General features: G+C 56.1%; 13 protein-coding genes and 1 tRNA gene. All 14 read left to right on the forward strand.

Annotated features, from left to right (window positions below; translation table 11 throughout):
• Nucleotides 1-900 (forward strand): elongation factor Tu (tuf, locus tag AB4Z20_RS27320; protein ID WP_442091112.1); only part of this gene is annotated, 900 nt, incomplete at its 5' end.
• A gap of 53 nt (nucleotides 901-953) precedes the next feature.
• A tRNA-Trp gene (locus tag AB4Z20_RS27325) sits at nucleotides 954-1,029 on the forward strand.
• A 45-nt stretch (nucleotides 1,030-1,074) separates the two neighbouring features.
• Entirely contained in the window at nucleotides 1,075-1,443 is a 369-nt protein-coding gene (secE, locus tag AB4Z20_RS27330; RefSeq protein ID WP_003206102.1) for a preprotein translocase subunit SecE, read from the forward strand.
• Nucleotides 1,444-1,452: 9 nt separating this feature from the next.
• Nucleotides 1,453-1,986: a transcription termination/antitermination protein NusG gene (gene nusG, locus AB4Z20_RS27335; protein WP_003186097.1), complete on the forward strand. Its 534-nt coding sequence runs from the start codon at nucleotides 1,453-1,455 to the stop codon at nucleotides 1,984-1,986.
• Nucleotides 1,987-2,103: 117 nt separating this feature from the next.
• Nucleotides 2,104-2,535, forward strand: coding sequence for a 50S ribosomal protein L11 (rplK, locus tag AB4Z20_RS27340; protein WP_003176435.1), 432 nt, complete (start codon nucleotides 2,104-2,106; stop codon nucleotides 2,533-2,535).
• Nucleotides 2,535-3,230, forward strand: coding sequence for a 50S ribosomal protein L1 (gene rplA / locus AB4Z20_RS27345; RefSeq protein ID WP_003186095.1), 696 nt, complete (start codon nucleotides 2,535-2,537; stop codon nucleotides 3,228-3,230). The genes rplK and rplA overlap by 1 nt, the downstream gene beginning before the upstream one ends.
• A gap of 198 nt (nucleotides 3,231-3,428) precedes the next feature.
• A complete protein-coding gene (gene rplJ, locus AB4Z20_RS27350; RefSeq protein ID WP_214512567.1) occupies nucleotides 3,429-3,929 on the forward strand; it encodes a 50S ribosomal protein L10 in 501 nt (166 codons plus the stop codon).
• A gap of 78 nt (nucleotides 3,930-4,007) precedes the next feature.
• Entirely contained in the window at nucleotides 4,008-4,373 is a 366-nt protein-coding gene (gene rplL / locus AB4Z20_RS27355; protein WP_053125869.1) for a 50S ribosomal protein L7/L12, read from the forward strand.
• A gap of 220 nt (nucleotides 4,374-4,593) precedes the next feature.
• A complete protein-coding gene (gene rpoB / locus AB4Z20_RS27360; protein ID WP_024619109.1) occupies nucleotides 4,594-8,667 on the forward strand; it encodes a DNA-directed RNA polymerase subunit beta in 4,074 nt (1,357 codons plus the stop codon).
• 64 nt (nucleotides 8,668-8,731) lie between these two features.
• Nucleotides 8,732-12,931 carry a DNA-directed RNA polymerase subunit beta' gene (gene rpoC / locus AB4Z20_RS27365; RefSeq protein ID WP_018611969.1) on the forward strand — a complete coding sequence of 1,400 codons (4,200 nt, stop codon included), beginning with the start codon at nucleotides 8,732-8,734 and terminating at the stop codon, nucleotides 12,929-12,931.
• Nucleotides 12,932-13,147: 216 nt separating this feature from the next.
• Nucleotides 13,148-13,519, forward strand: a complete 372-nt coding sequence (gene rpsL / locus AB4Z20_RS27370) for a 30S ribosomal protein S12 (protein WP_003186084.1) — start codon at nucleotides 13,148-13,150, stop codon at nucleotides 13,517-13,519.
• A 102-nt stretch (nucleotides 13,520-13,621) separates the two neighbouring features.
• The gene (gene rpsG, locus AB4Z20_RS27375; protein WP_003186074.1) at nucleotides 13,622-14,092 is read left to right on the forward strand and encodes a 30S ribosomal protein S7; all 471 of its coding nucleotides are present in this window, start codon (nucleotides 13,622-13,624) and stop codon (nucleotides 14,090-14,092) included.
• 30 nt (nucleotides 14,093-14,122) lie between these two features.
• Nucleotides 14,123-16,228: an elongation factor G gene (gene fusA / locus AB4Z20_RS27380; protein ID WP_214512566.1), complete on the forward strand. Its 2,106-nt coding sequence runs from the start codon at nucleotides 14,123-14,125 to the stop codon at nucleotides 16,226-16,228.
• A 30-nt stretch (nucleotides 16,229-16,258) separates the two neighbouring features.
• Nucleotides 16,259-16,677, forward strand: a 419-nt coding sequence (locus tag AB4Z20_RS27385; protein ID WP_442091118.1) for a GTP-binding protein, incomplete at its 3' end; no start/stop codon positions are given.

Below are 16,677 nucleotides of genomic sequence, written 5' to 3' on the forward strand. Positions count from 1 at the left end.
ATGGACGGCGCGATCCTGGTTTGCTCGGCCGCTGATGGTCCGATGCCGCAAACCCGTGAGCACATCCTGCTGTCCCGTCAGGTAGGCGTTCCGTACATCGTTGTCTTCCTGAACAAGGCTGACATGGTTGACGACGCTGAGCTGCTGGAGCTGGTTGAGATGGAAGTGCGCGATCTGCTGAGCACTTACGATTTCCCGGGTGATGACACTCCAATCATCATCGGTTCGGCTCTGATGGCTCTGAACGGCCAAGACGACAACGAAATGGGTACCACTGCTGTCAAGAAGCTGGTGGAAACTCTGGACAGCTACATCCCAGAGCCAGAGCGTGCTATCGACAAGCCGTTCCTGATGCCGATCGAAGACGTATTCTCGATCTCCGGTCGCGGTACTGTTGTGACTGGTCGTGTTGAGCGTGGCATCGTCCGTATCCAGGAAGAAGTTGAGATCGTCGGTCTGCGCGATACTCAGAAAACTACCTGCACTGGCGTTGAAATGTTCCGCAAGCTGCTCGACGAGGGTCGTGCTGGCGAGAACTGCGGCGTGCTGCTGCGCGGCACCAAGCGTGACGACGTTGAGCGTGGCCAGGTTCTGGTCAAGCCGGGCACCGTCAAGCCGCACACCAAGTTCACCGCAGAAGTTTACGTTCTGAGCAAGGAAGAAGGCGGTCGTCATACTCCGTTCTTCAAAGGCTATCGTCCACAGTTCTACTTCCGTACAACTGACGTGACTGGTAACTGCGAGCTGCCAGAAGGCGTTGAAATGGTAATGCCAGGTGACAACATTCAGATGACTGTTACCTTGATCAAGACCATTGCGATGGAAGACGGTCTGCGTTTCGCTATCCGTGAAGGCGGTCGTACCGTCGGCGCCGGCGTCGTAGCCAAAGTCATCGAGTAAACAGTTGTAATGTCTTTTTCGGGCCGGCATAATGGTCGGCCTGATTTTGTTTTAGGTCAGTAGCTCAATTGGCAGAGCGACGGTCTCCAAAACCGTAGGTTGGGGGTTCGATTCCCTCCTGACCTGCCAGATTCACTCAGTGTGTCTGGCTTTCTTTTCACAGGATCTTCATAGATGACTCCTAAAGCTGAAGCTCAAGGCTCTCGCTTCGATCTGCTCAAGTGGCTAGTGGTAGTTGCTTTGGTGGTTATTGGCGTTGTTGGCAATCAGTATTATTCTGCTTCGCCGATCCTGTACCGCGTACTTGCATTGCTCGCCATTGCTGCTGTTGCTGCCTTTGTAGGCCTGCAGACAGCCAAGGGCAAGTCTTTCTTTGTACTCGCTAAGGAAGCTCGCACTGAGATTCGTAAAGTCGTATGGCCGACTCGCCAAGAAACCACGCAGACCACGTTGATCGTTGTGGCTGTTGTTCTGGTAATGGCGTTGCTGTTGTGGGGGCTCGATTCCCTGCTCGGCTGGCTTGTTTCCTTGATTGTTGGCTAAGGGTGTCCCGTGGCTAAGCGTTGGTACGTTGTGCATGCTTACTCGGGTTACGAGAAGCATGTTATGCGCTCGCTGGTAGAGCGCGTAAAGCTGGCTGGCATGGAAGATGGCTTTGGCGAGATTCTGGTCCCCACTGAAGAAGTGGTTGAGATGCGTAATGGCCAGAAGCGCAAAAGTGAACGTAAGTTCTTTCCGGGCTACGTGCTGGTACAGATGGATATGAACGAAGGGACTTGGCACTTGGTCAAGGATACCCCTCGGGTGATGGGCTTCATTGGCGGTACCGCCGACAAGCCTGCACCGATCACGGATAAAGAGGCAGAAGCGATTCTGCGTCGCGTCGCTGATGGTAGCGACAAGCCGAAGCCGAAGACACTGTTTGAACCAGGTGAGGTTGTACGCGTCACCGACGGTCCATTCGCTGATTTCAACGGCACGGTTGAAGAAGTTAACTACGAAAAGAGCCGGATCCAAGTGGCAGTGCTCATTTTCGGTCGCTCTACTCCGGTAGAGCTAGAGTTCAGTCAGGTCGAAAAGGTCTGATTGAGCAGGCATCCCAACCCCGCAGCCCAAGGCTGTGGGGTTTTGTCGTCACTGGGATAAACGCGCAAGTAACCGGGGAGCCTTTCGAGGCGTTCGAACCCGTAATTGGAGTGCCTCATGGCCAAGAAAATTACCGCTTACATCAAGCTGCAAGTGAAGGCCGCTCAGGCTAACCCAAGCCCACCTGTTGGTCCTGCCCTGGGTCAGCACGGCGTGAACATCATGGAATTCTGCAAGGCCTTCAACGCCCGTACTCAGGGTCTTGAGCCAGGTCTGCCGACTCCAGTGATCATCACTGTCTACAGCGACCGTAGCTTCACTTTCGAAACAAAAAGCACCCCAGCTTCGGTTCTGCTGAAGAAGGCTGCAGGTTTGACCAGCGGCTCCGCTCGTCCAAACACCGTTAAGGTTGGCACCGTTACCCGTGCTCAGCTGGAAGAAATCGCGAAAACCAAAAACGCGGATCTGACTGCAGCTGATATGGATGCAGCCGTGCGTACTATCGCCGGTTCTGCTCGTAGCATGGGCCTTAACGTGGAGGGTGTGTAATGGCTAAGCTGACCAAGCGTCAAAAGGCTATCGCCGGCAAAATCGAAGCAGGCAAGGCCTACAACTTTGTAGACGCCGCCGCTCTGCTGGCTGAGCTGTCGACTGTCAAGTTCAGCGAGTCGTTCGACGTTGCTGTAAACCTGGGCGTTGACCCACGTAAATCCGACCAGGTCGTTCGTAGCGCTACCGTGCTGCCACACGGCACTGGCAAGACCGTTCGTGTAGCTGTCTTCACCCAGGGCCCAGCAGCTGAAGCTGCTCTGGCTGCTGGTGCTGATCGCGTAGGCATGGACGATCTGGCTGCTGAAATGAAGGGCGGCGACCTGAACTATGACGTAGTGATTGCATCTCCGGATGCCATGCGCGTTGTAGGTCAGTTGGGTCAGATCCTCGGTCCACGTGGTCTGATGCCTAACCCTAAAGTCGGCACCGTAACCCCAGACGTAGCCACCGCGGTTAAAAACGCCAAGGCTGGTCAGGTTCGTTATCGCACCGACAAAAACGGCATCATCCACACTTCCGTTGGCAAGATCGGCTTCGACGCCGTCAAGCTGAAGGAAAACGTTGAAGCCCTGATCGCTGATCTGAAGCGTATCAAGCCAGCTTCTTCGAAAGGTATCTACGTCAAGCGCGTTACCCTGAGCACCACTATGGGCCCAGGTCTGGTCATCGATCAGAGCTCGCTCGACGCGTAAGACTCAGATTGGCGCAAGTAATTGCGCCAATCAAAAAATTGGGGTCCCTGCCTGGCGGGGGCTGTCCAAGACCGTAGGCGGCGCAAGTCTTAAACCACAAGCCTACGCAGATGGTGCTCCCGGTTCCTTACCGAATCAGACACCAAAACGACATTCGGTTTCGACTGAATGAAACGGTAACAAGCAGGAGTTAAACCCGTGGCAATTAATCTCGAAGACAAGAAGGCCATCGTCGCTGAAGTCAACGAGGCTGCCAAAGTCGCTCTGTCCGCTGTCGTGGCTGATGCCCGTGGCGTAACAGTAGGCGCAATGACCGGACTCCGTAAAGAGGCTCGTGAAGCTGGCGTTTACGTACGTGTCGTACGTAACACCCTGCTCAAGCGCGCTGTTGCTGGCACTGAATACAGTGTTCTCAACGACGTGTTCACCGGCCCGACCCTGATCGCGTTCTCCAAAGATCATCCAGGCGCTGCTGCCCGTTTGTTCAAGGAATTCGCCAAGGGTCAGGATAAGTTCGAGATCAAGGCAGCTGCGTTCGAGGGCAAGTTCCTCGCAGCTAATCAGATCGATGTACTGGCAACACTGCCGACCCGCGACGAAGCCATTTCGCAGCTGATGAGCGTGATTCAAGGCGCTACCAGCAAGCTGGCTCGTACTCTGGCTGCAGTTCGCGAGCAAAAAGAAGCTGCCGCAGCCTAAGGCTGAGCACTTCCTCTCGCGCTTTTTTGTTTATTTCGATGGCCGCGTAGGCCGTCCCCCAATTCAGGAAATACAGTAATGTCTATCTCCCAAGACGATATCCTCAACGCCGTAGCTGAAATGTCGGTTCTGCAGGTTGTTGAGCTGATCAAAGCTTTCGAAGAGAAATTCGGCGTTTCCGCTGCCGCTGCTTCCGCTGGCCCAGCTGCTGCTGCCGCCGTTGTTGAAGAGCAAACCGAATTCAACGTCATGCTGACCGAAGCTGGCGAGAAGAAAGTAAACGTGATCAAGGCAGTACGTGAACTGACCGGTCTGGGCCTGAAAGAAGCCAAGGCTGTAGTTGACGGCGCTCCTGCCATGGTTCTGGAAGCTGTTGCCAAAGACGCAGCTGACAAAGCCAAAGCAGTTCTGGAAGAAGCAGGCGCTAAAGTCGAGCTGAAGTAAGCATCGACTTTGCGTCTCCAGCCCGAGCGTTAAGCGACAGGCTGATGGCTGGTGGCTCTTGCCACCGGCCTTTTTCCGTTATTGGCAGCCGACTGGGTCGGTGCTGATCGCGAGCTGTAACCACCCGATGTGGTGGCGCAAACCATGGGGTTTGCACGATTTTCTGGCTGCTCCCGTCGGGAGGGGCCAAACAAGCAGGTGACCAAGCTGGGGAACGCTGATGGCTTACTCATATACTGAGAAAAAACGTATCCGCAAGGACTTTAGCAAGTTGCCGGACGTCATGGATGTGCCGTACCTCCTGGCCATCCAGCTGGATTCGTATCGTGAATTCTTGCAAGCGGGAGCGACTAAAGATCAGTTCCGCGACGTGGGCCTGCATGCGGCCTTCAAATCCGTTTTCCCGATCATCAGCTACTCCGGCAATGCTGCGCTGGAGTACGTCGGTTATCGCCTGGGCGAACCGGCATTTGATGTCAAAGAATGCGTATTGCGCGGTGTTACTTACGCCGTACCTTTGCGGGTAAAAGTGCGCCTGATCATTTTCGACAAAGAATCGTCGAACAAAGCGATCAAGGACATCAAAGAGCAAGAAGTCTACATGGGTGAAATCCCCCTGATGACTGAGAACGGTACCTTCGTAATCAACGGTACCGAGCGTGTAATCGTTTCCCAGCTGCACCGTTCTCCGGGCGTGTTCTTCGACCACGACCGTGGCAAGACGCACAGCTCCGGCAAACTGCTTTACTCCGCGCGCATCATTCCTTACCGCGGTTCGTGGTTGGACTTCGAGTTCGACCCGAAAGACTGCGTATTCGTGCGTATCGACCGTCGTCGCAAGCTGCCTGCATCGGTACTGCTGCGCGCGCTCGGCTATACCACCGAAGAAGTGCTGGACGCGTTCTACACCACCAACGTTTTCCATGTGCAAGGTGAAAACCTCAGCCTGGAACTGGTGCCTCAGCGCCTGCGCGGTGAAATCGCTGTCCTCGATATCCAGGATGACAAAGGCAAGGTTATTGTCGAGCAGGGTCGTCGTATCACCGCTCGCCACATCAACCAGCTGGAAAAAGCCGGGATCAAAGAGCTGCAGGTGCCTCTGGACTACGTCCTGGGTCGCACCACGGCCAAGGTCATCGTGCATCCGGCCACCGGCGAAATCCTGGCAGAGTGCAACACCGAGCTGAACACCGAGATCCTGGCAAAAATCGCCAAGGCCCAGGTCGTTCGCATCGAGACGCTGTACACCAACGACATCGACTGCGGCCCGTTCATCTCCGACACGCTGAAGATCGACTCCACCGGCAACCAACTGGAAGCCCTGGTCGAGATCTATCGCATGATGCGTCCTGGCGAGCCGCCAACCAAGGATGCAGCCGAGACCCTGTTCAACAACCTGTTCTTCAGCCCTGAGCGTTATGACCTGTCTGCGGTCGGCCGGATGAAGTTCAACCGTCGTATCGGTCGTACCGAAATCGAAGGTTCGGGTGTACTGAACAAGGACGACATCGTTGCTGTCCTCAAGACCCTGGTCGACATCCGTAACGGCAAGGGCATCGTCGATGACATCGACCACCTGGGTAACCGTCGTGTTCGCTGTGTAGGCGAGATGGCCGAGAACCAGTTCCGTGTTGGCCTGGTGCGCGTAGAGCGTGCGGTCAAGGAACGTCTGTCGATGGCTGAAAGCGAAGGCCTGATGCCGCAAGACCTGATCAACGCCAAGCCTGTGGCTGCGGCGGTGAAGGAGTTCTTCGGTTCGAGCCAGCTGTCCCAGTTCATGGACCAGAACAACCCGCTGTCCGAGATCACCCACAAGCGTCGTGTCTCCGCACTCGGCCCGGGCGGTCTGACCCGTGAGCGTGCAGGCTTCGAGGTTCGTGACGTACACCCGACGCACTACGGTCGTGTATGCCCGATCGAAACGCCGGAAGGTCCGAACATCGGTCTGATCAACTCCCTGGCTGCCTATGCGCGCACCAACCAGTACGGCTTCCTCGAGAGCCCGTACCGTGTGGTGAAAGACGCCCTGGTGACCGACGAGATCGTGTTCCTGTCCGCCATCGAAGAAGCAGATCACGTGATCGCTCAGGCTTCGGCCACGATGAACGACAAGAAAGTCCTGATCGACGAGCTGGTAGCTGTTCGTCACTTGAACGAGTTCACCGTCAAGGCGCCGGAAGACGTCACCTTGATGGACGTATCGCCGAAGCAGGTAGTTTCGGTTGCAGCGTCGCTGATCCCGTTCCTCGAGCACGACGACGCCAACCGTGCGTTGATGGGTTCGAACATGCAGCGTCAAGCTGTACCCACCCTGCGTGCCGACAAGCCGCTGGTAGGTACCGGCATGGAGCGTAACGTTGCCCGTGACTCCGGCGTTTGCGTCGTGGCTCGTCGTGGTGGCGTGATCGACTCCGTCGACGCCAGCCGTATCGTGGTTCGTGTTGCCGATGACGAAGTTGAAACTGGCGAAGCCGGTGTCGACATCTACAACCTGACCAAATACACCCGCTCCAACCAGAACACCTGCATCAACCAGCGTCCGCTGGTGAGCAAGGGTGATCGGGTTCAGCGCAGCGACATCATGGCCGACGGTCCGTCCACCGATATGGGTGAACTGGCGTTGGGTCAGAACATGCGCATCGCGTTCATGGCATGGAACGGCTTCAACTTCGAAGACTCCATCTGCCTGTCCGAGCGTGTGGTTCAGGAAGACCGCTTCACCACGATCCACATCCAGGAACTGACCTGTGTGGCCCGTGACACCAAGCTTGGCCCAGAGGAAATCACTGCGGACATCCCGAACGTGGGTGAAGCTGCACTGAACAAGCTGGACGAAGCCGGTATCGTTTACGTAGGTGCTGAAGTAGGCGCAGGCGACATCCTGGTGGGCAAGGTCACTCCGAAAGGCGAGACCCAGCTGACTCCGGAAGAAAAACTGCTGCGTGCCATCTTCGGTGAAAAAGCCAGCGACGTTAAAGACACCTCCCTGCGCGTGCCTACCGGCACCAAGGGTACCGTCATCGACGTACAGGTCTTCACTCGCGACGGTGTTGAGCGTGATGCTCGTGCACTGTCCATTGAGAAGACTCAACTCGACGAGATCCGCAAGGACCTGAACGAAGAGTTCCGTATCGTCGAAGGCGCAACTTTCGAGCGTCTGCGCTCCGCTCTGGTCGGCCACAAAGCCGAAGGCGGCGCCGGCCTGAAGAAAGGTCAGGAAATCACCGACGAAGTTCTCGACGGTCTTGAGCATGGCCAGTGGTTCAAACTGCGCATGGCTGAAGATGCTCTGAACGAGCAGCTCGAGAAGGCTCAGGCCTACATCGTTGATCGCCGCCGTCTGCTGGACGACAAGTTCGAAGACAAGAAGCGCAAACTGCAGCAGGGCGATGACCTGGCTCCAGGCGTGCTGAAAATCGTCAAGGTTTACCTGGCAATCCGTCGCCGCATCCAGCCGGGCGACAAGATGGCCGGTCGTCACGGTAACAAGGGTGTGGTCTCCGTGATCATGCCGGTTGAAGACATGCCGCACGATGCCAATGGCACCCCGGTCGATGTGGTCCTCAACCCGTTGGGCGTACCTTCGCGTATGAACGTTGGTCAGATCCTTGAAACCCACCTGGGCCTCGCGGCCAAGGGCTTGGGCGAGAAGATCAACCGTATGATCGAAGAGCAGCGCAAGGTCGCTGACCTGCGTAAGTTCCTGCACGAGATCTACAACGAGATCGGCGGCCGCAACGAAGAGCTGGACACCTTCACCGACCAGGAAATCCTGGATCTGGCGAAGAACCTGCGCGGCGGCGTTCCAATGGCTACTCCGGTGTTCGACGGTGCCAAGGAAAGCGAAATCAAGGCCATGCTGAAACTGGCAGACTTGCCAGAAAGCGGCCAGATGCAGCTGTTCGACGGCCGTACCGGCAACAAGTTCGAGCGCCCGGTTACCGTTGGCTACATGTACATGCTGAAGCTGAACCACTTGGTAGACGACAAGATGCACGCTCGTTCTACCGGTTCTTACAGCCTGGTTACTCAGCAGCCGCTGGGTGGTAAGGCGCAGTTCGGTGGTCAGCGTTTCGGGGAGATGGAGGTCTGGGCACTGGAAGCGTACGGTGCTGCATACACTCTGCAAGAAATGCTCACAGTGAAGTCGGACGATGTGAACGGCCGGACCAAGATGTACAAAAACATCGTGGACGGCGATCACCGTATGGAGCCGGGCATGCCCGAGTCTTTCAACGTGTTGATCAAGGAAATTCGTTCCCTCGGCATCGATATCGATCTGGAAACCGAATAACACGTGACGCGAATCGAGAGCGGGGCTGTTTTGCCCGCTCTCTGCTCCGCCAGGAGGAAAGGCCTTGAAAGACCTACTGAATTTGCTGAAAAACCAGGGTCAAGTCGAAGAGTTCGACGCCATCCGTATTGGATTGGCATCGCCTGAGATGATCCGTTCGTGGTCGTTCGGTGAAGTTAAAAAGCCGGAAACCATTAACTACCGTACGTTCAAACCTGAGCGTGACGGCCTGTTCTGCGCCAAGATCTTTGGCCCGGTCAAGGATTACGAGTGCCTGTGCGGTAAGTACAAGCGCTTGAAGCACCGTGGTGTGATCTGCGAGAAGTGCGGCGTTGAAGTCGCGCTGGCAAAAGTTCGTCGTGAGCGCATGGCGCACATCGAACTGGCCTCGCCGGTTGCTCACATCTGGTTCCTGAAATCGCTGCCGTCCCGTATCGGCCTGCTGATGGACATGACCCTGCGTGATATCGAACGCGTTCTCTACTTCGAGAGCTATGTCGTTATCGATCCAGGCATGACCACCCTTGAAAAAGGTCAGCTGCTCAACGACGAGCAGTACTTCGAAGCGCTGGAAGAGTTCGGCGACGATTTCGATGCCCGCATGGGTGCCGAAGCTGTCCGCGAACTGCTGCACGCTATCGACCTGGAACACGAGATTGGCCGTCTGCGCGAAGAAATTCCGCAAACCAACTCCGAAACCAAGATCAAGAAGCTGTCCAAGCGTCTGAAGTTGATGGAAGCCTTCCAGGGTTCCGGCAACCTGCCGGAGTGGATGGTGCTGACCGTTCTGCCGGTTCTGCCGCCAGATCTGCGTCCACTGGTTCCGCTCGATGGCGGTCGTTTCGCGACTTCCGACCTCAACGATCTGTATCGTCGAGTGATCAACCGTAACAACCGCTTGAAGCGTCTGCTCGATCTGTCCGCTCCGGACATCATCGTGCGCAACGAAAAGCGTATGTTGCAGGAAGCGGTCGACGCACTGCTCGACAACGGTCGTCGTGGCCGCGCTATCACCGGTTCCAACAAGCGTCCTCTGAAATCCCTGGCTGACATGATCAAGGGTAAGCAGGGTCGTTTCCGTCAGAACTTGCTCGGTAAGCGTGTTGACTACTCCGGTCGTTCGGTAATTACCGTAGGTCCGACCCTGCGTCTGCACCAGTGCGGTCTGCCTAAGAAAATGGCTCTGGAGCTGTTCAAGCCGTTCATTTTCGGCAAGCTGGAAATGCGTGGTCTCGCGACTACCATCAAGGCCGCCAAGAAGATGGTCGAGCGCGAGCTGCCAGAGGTCTGGGACGTTCTCGCCGAAGTGATTCGCGAACACCCGGTTCTGCTCAACCGTGCACCGACCCTTCACCGTCTGGGTATCCAGGCGTTTGAACCGGTACTGATCGAAGGTAAGGCTATCCAGCTGCACCCGTTGGTCTGTGCTGCGTACAACGCCGACTTCGACGGCGACCAAATGGCCGTGCACGTACCGCTGACACTGGAAGCCCAGTTGGAAGCGCGTGCGTTGATGATGTCGACCAACAACATCCTGTCGCCAGCCAACGGTGAGCCAATCATCGTTCCGTCGCAGGACGTTGTATTGGGTCTGTACTACATGACGCGTGAAGCGATCAACGCCAAGGGCGAAGGTCGTGTGTTCGCGGATCTGCAAGAAGTTGACCGTGTGTTCCGTGCCGGCGAAGCCGCACTGCACGCCAAGGTCAAGGTGCGGATCAACGAAACCGTGAACGATCGTGACGGCGGCAGCGTGACCAACACTCGTATTGTCGACACTACCGTCGGCCGTGCGCTGTTGTTCCAGGTTGTGCCAAAAGGTCTGTCCTACGACGTCGTCAACCTGCCGATGAAGAAAAAGGCGATCTCCAAGCTGATCAACCAGTGCTACCGCGTGGTTGGTCTGAAAGAGACCGTGATCTTCGCTGACCAGTTGATGTACACCGGTTTTGCCTATTCGACCATTTCCGGCGTTTCCATCGGTGTTAACGACTTCGTTATCCCGGATGAAAAAGCCCGCATCATCGGTGCAGCTACCGAAGAAGTGAAAGAGATCGAAAGTCAGTACGCCTCCGGCCTGGTAACCCAGGGCGAGAAGTACAACAAAGTGATCGACCTCTGGTCCAAGGCGAACGACGAAGTTTCCAAGGCGATGATGGCCAACCTCTCGAAAGAGAAAGTCATCGACCGTCATGGCAACGAAGTCGACCAGGAGTCCTTCAACTCGATGTACATGATGGCCGACTCGGGCGCACGGGGTTCTGCTGCGCAGATCCGTCAGCTCGCCGGTATGCGTGGCCTGATGGCCAAGCCGGACGGTTCCATCATCGAGACCCCGATTACCGCGAACTTCCGTGAAGGTTTGAGCGTACTTCAGTACTTCATCTCCACTCACGGTGCTCGTAAGGGTCTTGCGGATACCGCCTTGAAAACGGCGAACTCCGGTTACCTGACTCGTCGTCTGGTAGACGTTGCCCAGGATCTGGTCGTGACCGAGATCGATTGCGGCACCGAACATGGCCTGGTAATGACTCCGCACATTGAAGGCGGTGACGTTGTAGAGCCGTTGGGTGAACGCGTATTGGGTCGTGTCATCGCCCGTGACGTATTCAAGCCGGGTACCGAGGACGTGATCGTTCCTGCGGGCACCCTGGTTGACGAGAAGTGGGTCGAGTTCATCGAACTCAACAGCATCGACGAAGTGATCGTACGTTCGCCGATCAGCTGCGAAACTCGCTACGGCATCTGCGCCAAGTGCTACGGTCGCGACCTGGCACGTGGTCACCAAGTGAACATCGGTGAAGCGGTCGGCGTTATCGCTGCCCAGTCCATCGGTGAGCCGGGTACCCAGCTGACGATGCGTACGTTCCACATCGGTGGTGCGGCAAGCCGGACCTCCGCGGCCGACAGCGTTCAGGTGAAGAATGGCGGTACCGTCCGTCTGCACAACCTGAAGCACGTTGAGCGAGTGGATGGTCACCTGGTTGCTGTGTCCCGTTCCGGTGAGCTGGCCATCGCTGACGACTTCGGTCGCGAGCGCGAGCGCTACAAGCTGCCGTACGGTGCTGTGATTTCGGTTAAAGAAGGTGACAAGGTCGACGCTGGCGCCATCGTGGCCAAGTGGGACCCGCACACTCACCCGATCGTTACCGAAATGAAAGGTACCGTGACCTACGTGGGCATGGAAGAAGGCATCACGATCAAGCGTCAGACCGACGAATTGACCGGTATGACCAACATTGAAGTACTCGATGCGAAAGATCGTCCAGCTGCCGGCAAGGACATCCGTCCTGCTGTGAAGATGGTCGACGACAACGGCAAGGATCTGTTGCTGCCAGGCACTGACGTTATCGCTCAGTACTTCCTGCCAGCCAACGCCCTGGTCGGTGTAGCGGATGGTGCGAAGATCGCGATCGGTGATGTTATCGCTCGTATCCCGCAAGAGACTTCGAAAACTCGCGACATCACCGGTGGTCTGCCGCGTGTTGCCGACTTGTTCGAAGCCCGTCGTCCGAAAGAAGCCTCGATTCTGGCTGAAGTCAGCGGCACCATCGCGTTCGGTAAAGAGACCAAAGGCAAACGCCGTCTGGTTATCACCCCGAACGACGGTACCGATCCGTACGAAGAGCTGATTCCGAAGTGGCGTCACCTGAACGTGTTCGAAGGCGAACAGGTAAACCGCGGCGAAGTTATCTCGGACGGTCCGAGCGATCCACACGACATCCTGCGTCTGCTGGGTGTGAGTGCGCTGGCCAAGTACATCGTGAACGAGATCCAGGACGTTTACCGTCTGCAAGGCGTGAAGATCAACGACAAGCACATCGAGACCATCCTGCGTCAGATGCTGCGTAAAGTTGAGATCGCTGAATCCGGCGATTCCAGTTTCATCAAGGGCGACCAGATGGAATTGACTCACGTACTGGTAGAGAACGAGCGTCTGAGCGGCGAAGACAAGTTTGTCTCCAAGTTCACTCGCGTTCTGCTGGGTATCACCAAGGCGTCGTTGTCCACCGAATCGTTCATCTCGGCGGCTTCCTTCCAGGAAACCACTCGCGTACTGACCGAAGCGGCGGTAACCGGCAAGCGCGATTACCTGCGCGGCCTGAAAGAAAACGTGGTCGTGGGTCGTCTGATCCCGGCCGGTACCGGTTTGGCCTATCACAGCGAACGCAAGCGTCGCCGTGAAGCTGACAAGCCGTTGCGCGTAAGCGCCAGTGAAGTGGAAGCTGCACTGACCGAAGCACTGAACTCGAGTGGTAACTGAGTTCTGCGGTAATTGAGTGCCTGGCCCTGGTCACCCCGTTCGGCGGATCGAGACAAATTGTCGAGATCCGGCGGGCGGGGAGGTCGGGGCCTTGCCTTGACTGGGGGCAAGATCCTCTTTAGACTCTTGATCCCCTAAATTTGGCGGGAATTCGTTCCTGCCATTTTGCTTTTCTTGTAAGACAATAGCGTCGCAAGACAACAGTGGAGCTAGTAGATGGCAACTATCAACCAGCTGGTACGTCAGCCGCGTAAGCGTATCGTCGAGAAATCCGACGTGCCTGCGCTGCAGAACTGCCCGCAACGTCGTGGCGTATGCACCCGTGTGTATACCACCACGCCGAAAAAACCTAACTCGGCACTGCGTAAAGTATGCCGTGTGCGTCTGACCAACGGTTTCGAGGTTTCCTCGTACATCGGCGGTGAAGGCCACAACCTGCAAGAGCACAGCGTGGTACTGATCCGCGGCGGTCGTGTAAAAGACTTGCCAGGTGTTCGTTACCACACCGTTCGCGGCTCTTTGGATACTTCCGGCGTTAAAGGTCGTAACCAAGGTCGTTCGAAGTACGGTACCAAGCGTCCGAAATAATCGGCCGTTTTGCAGTTTTTAATTTTATTGAGTCGATAAGAGTAAGGTCGGGCACGCATCTGCTGTCCCGGGCTAACCTGAAGACCGTTTGAGGGCTTATCAATGCCAAGACGTCGCGTAGCAGCCAAACGTGAGATTCTGGACGATCCGAAATACGGAAGCCAGATTCTCGCCAAGTTCATGAACCACGTAATGGAAAGCGGCAAGAAAGCCGTTGCCGAGCGTATCGTTTATGGCGCACTGGACAAAGTTAAGGAACGCAAGAACAGCGATCCCCTGGAAATCTTCGAGAAAGCTCTCGACGCCATCGCTCCGCTGGTCGAAGTGAAGTCGCGCCGTGTAGGCGGTGCTACTTACCAGGTTCCGGTCGAAGTTCGTCCGTCCCGTCGTAACGCCCTGGCAATGCGCTGGTTGGTAGACTTCGCCCGCAAGCGCGGCGAGAAGTCCATGGCCCTGCGTTTGGCTGGCGAACTGTTGGACGCTGCTGAAGGTAAAGGTGCTGCAGTTAAGAAGCGTGAAGACGTGCACCGTATGGCTGAAGCCAACAAGGCTTTCTCGCACTACCGCTTCTAATTTTAGCGTCACTCAATTTGCGAGGGCTTTATGGCTCGTACTACACCGATTAACCGCTACCGTAACATCGGTATCGTTGCTCACGTGGATGCTGGTAAAACCACCACCACTGAGCGCGTCCTTTTTTACACCGGCAAAAGTCACAAGATGGGCGAGGTGCATGATGGCGCCGCGACCACCGACTGGATGGTGCAGGAGCAGGAGCGTGGTATTACCATTACTTCTGCTGCCATTACCGCTTTCTGGAAGGGTTCCGAGAAGCAGTACAAGGACGAGCACCGCTTCAACGTCATCGATACCCCGGGCCACGTTGACTTCACCATTGAAGTAGAACGTTCCCTGCGCGTACTCGACGGCGCTGTGGTTGTATTCTGCGGTACCTCGGGCGTTGAGCCTCAGTCGGAAACCGTATGGCGTCAAGCCAACAAATACGGCGTTCCGCGTCTTGTTTATGTAAACAAGATGGACCGTGCTGGTGCCAACTTCCTGCGCGTGATCGGTCAGATCAAGCAGCGTCTGGGCCACACTCCGGTGCCTATCCAGCTGGCTATCGGTTCCGAAGACAACTTCCAGGGTCAGATCGATCTGATCAACATGCAAGCTGTCTACTGGAACGATGCTGACAAGGGCATGGTCCCTGTTCGCAAGGATATTCCTGCTGAATTGCTGGAAGAAGCCGAGAAGTGGCGCGGCAACATGGTTGAGGCTGCGGCCGAAGCCAACGAAGAGCTGATGAACAAGTACCTCGAGGGTGAAGAACTCACCAACGAGGAAATCAAGGCCGCTCTGCGTCAGCGTACTATCGCTGGTGAAATCGTCCTGGCTGTTTGCGGTTCTTCCTTCAAGAACAAGGGTGTTCCCCTGGTTCTCGACGCCGTTATCGACTTCCTGCCTGCGCCAACCGATATTCCTGCCATCAAGGGTACCGACCCGGATGACGAGACTATCGAGCTGGAGCGTCATGCAGACGACAACGAGCCGTTCTCGGCTCTGGCGTTCAAGATCGCTACCGACCCATTCGTGGGTACCTTGACCTTTGTTCGAGTTTACTCGGGCGTGTTGAACTCCGGCGACGGCGTGATCAACTCTGTAAAAGGCAAGAAAGAGCGCGTAGGCCGTATGGTGCAAATGCACGCAAACGCCCGCGAAGAGATCAAGGAAGTGCGCGCTGGTGACATCGCGGCCTTGATCGGCATGAAGGACGTCACCACTGGTGAAACCTTGTGCAATGGCGACAAGCCAATCATCCTGGTTCGTATGGACTTCCCGGAGCCGGTTATTTCGGTTGCCGTTGAGCCTAAGACCAAGGACGACCAGGAAAAAATGGGTATCGCTCTGGGCAAGCTTGCTCAGGAAGACCCGTCTTTCCGCGTCAAGACTGATGAAGAGACTGGTCAGACGATCATCTCCGGCATGGGCGAGTTGCACCTGGACATCCTGGTTGACCGGATGCGCCGTGAGTTCAACGTCGAAGCCAACATCGGTAAGCCTCAGGTTTCCTATCGTGAGCGCATCACGAAGAACTGTGAAATCGAAGGCAAGTTCGTTCGCCAATCCGGCGGTCGTGGCCAGTTCGGTCACTGCTGGATCCGTTTTGCACCGGCTGACGAAGGTCAGGAAGGTCTGCAATTCGTGAACGAAGTCGTAGGTGGTGTGGTTCCTAAGGAATACATTCCGGCGATCCAGAAGGGTATCGAAGAGCAGATGAAGAACGGCGTTGTTGCCGGCTATCCGCTGATCGGCCTGAAGGCGACTGTGTTTGACGGTTCTTACCACGACGTCGACTCCAACGAGATGGCGTTCAAGGTGGCTGCTTCCATGGCAACCAAGCAACTGGCCCAGAAGGGCGGTGGTGAGTTGCTCGAGCCGATCATGGCAGTAGAAGTCGTTACGCCTGAAGACTACATGGGTGATGTCATGGGCGACCTTAACCGTCGTCGTGGCATGATTCTGGGTATGGAAGATACGGTTTCCGGCAAGGTTATTCGTGCCGAGGTTCCGTTGGGTGAAATGTTCGGTTACGCGACCGACGTTCGTTCCATGTCTCAGGGTCGCGCAAGCTACTCTATGGAATTCAAAAAATACAATACAGCTCCGTCGCATATCGTCGAGACTGTTACCAAAAAACAAGGCTGATTCAGCCCTTTAGGCAAGGAGTTAATTGTCGTGGCTAAAGAAAAATTTGATCGTTCCCTACCGCACGTCAACGTTGGCACCATTGGTCACGTTGACCACGGTAAAACCACTCTGACTGCTGCTCTGACTCGCGTCTGCTCCGAAGTTTTCGGTTCGGCCGTTGTTGCTTTCGACAAGATCGACAGCGCTCCGGAAGAAAAGGCTCGTGGTATCACCATCAACACCGCGCACGTTGAGTACAACTCTTCGATTCGTCACTACGCTCACGTTGACTGCCCAGGTCACGCTGACTATGTGAAGAACATGATCACCGGTGCTGCCCAGATGGACGGCGCGATCCTGGTTTGCTCGGCCGCTGATGGTCCGATGCCGCAAACCCGTGAGCACATCCTGCTGTCCCGTCAGGTAGGCGTTCCGTACATCGTTGTCTTCCTGAACAAGGCTGACAT

Origin of the sequence: Pseudomonas sp. KB_12, assembly GCF_052114545.1 — a bacterium.
GTDB lineage: Bacteria > Pseudomonadota > Gammaproteobacteria > Pseudomonadales > Pseudomonadaceae > Aquipseudomonas > Aquipseudomonas brassicacearum.

Bases quoted from the DNA above. Each gene is read 5' to 3' on its own strand.
- secE (WP_003206102.1), top strand. From the start codon at position 1,075: ATGACTCCTAAAGCTGAAGCTCAAGGCTCTCGCTTCGATCTGCTCAAG.
- rplK (WP_003176435.1), top strand. From the start codon at position 2,104: ATGGCCAAGAAAATTACCGCTTACATCAAGCTGCAAGTGAAGGCCGCT.
- rplA (WP_003186095.1), top strand. From the start codon at position 2,535: ATGGCTAAGCTGACCAAGCGTCAAAAGGCTATCGCCGGCAAAATCGAA.
- rplL (WP_053125869.1), top strand. From the start codon at position 4,008: ATGTCTATCTCCCAAGACGATATCCTCAACGCCGTAGCTGAAATGTCG.
- rpoB (WP_024619109.1), top strand. From the start codon at position 4,594: ATGGCTTACTCATATACTGAGAAAAAACGTATCCGCAAGGACTTTAGC.
- rpsL (WP_003186084.1), top strand. From the start codon at position 13,148: ATGGCAACTATCAACCAGCTGGTACGTCAGCCGCGTAAGCGTATCGTC.
- rpsG (WP_003186074.1), top strand. From the start codon at position 13,622: ATGCCAAGACGTCGCGTAGCAGCCAAACGTGAGATTCTGGACGATCCG.
- fusA (WP_214512566.1), top strand. From the start codon at position 14,123: ATGGCTCGTACTACACCGATTAACCGCTACCGTAACATCGGTATCGTT.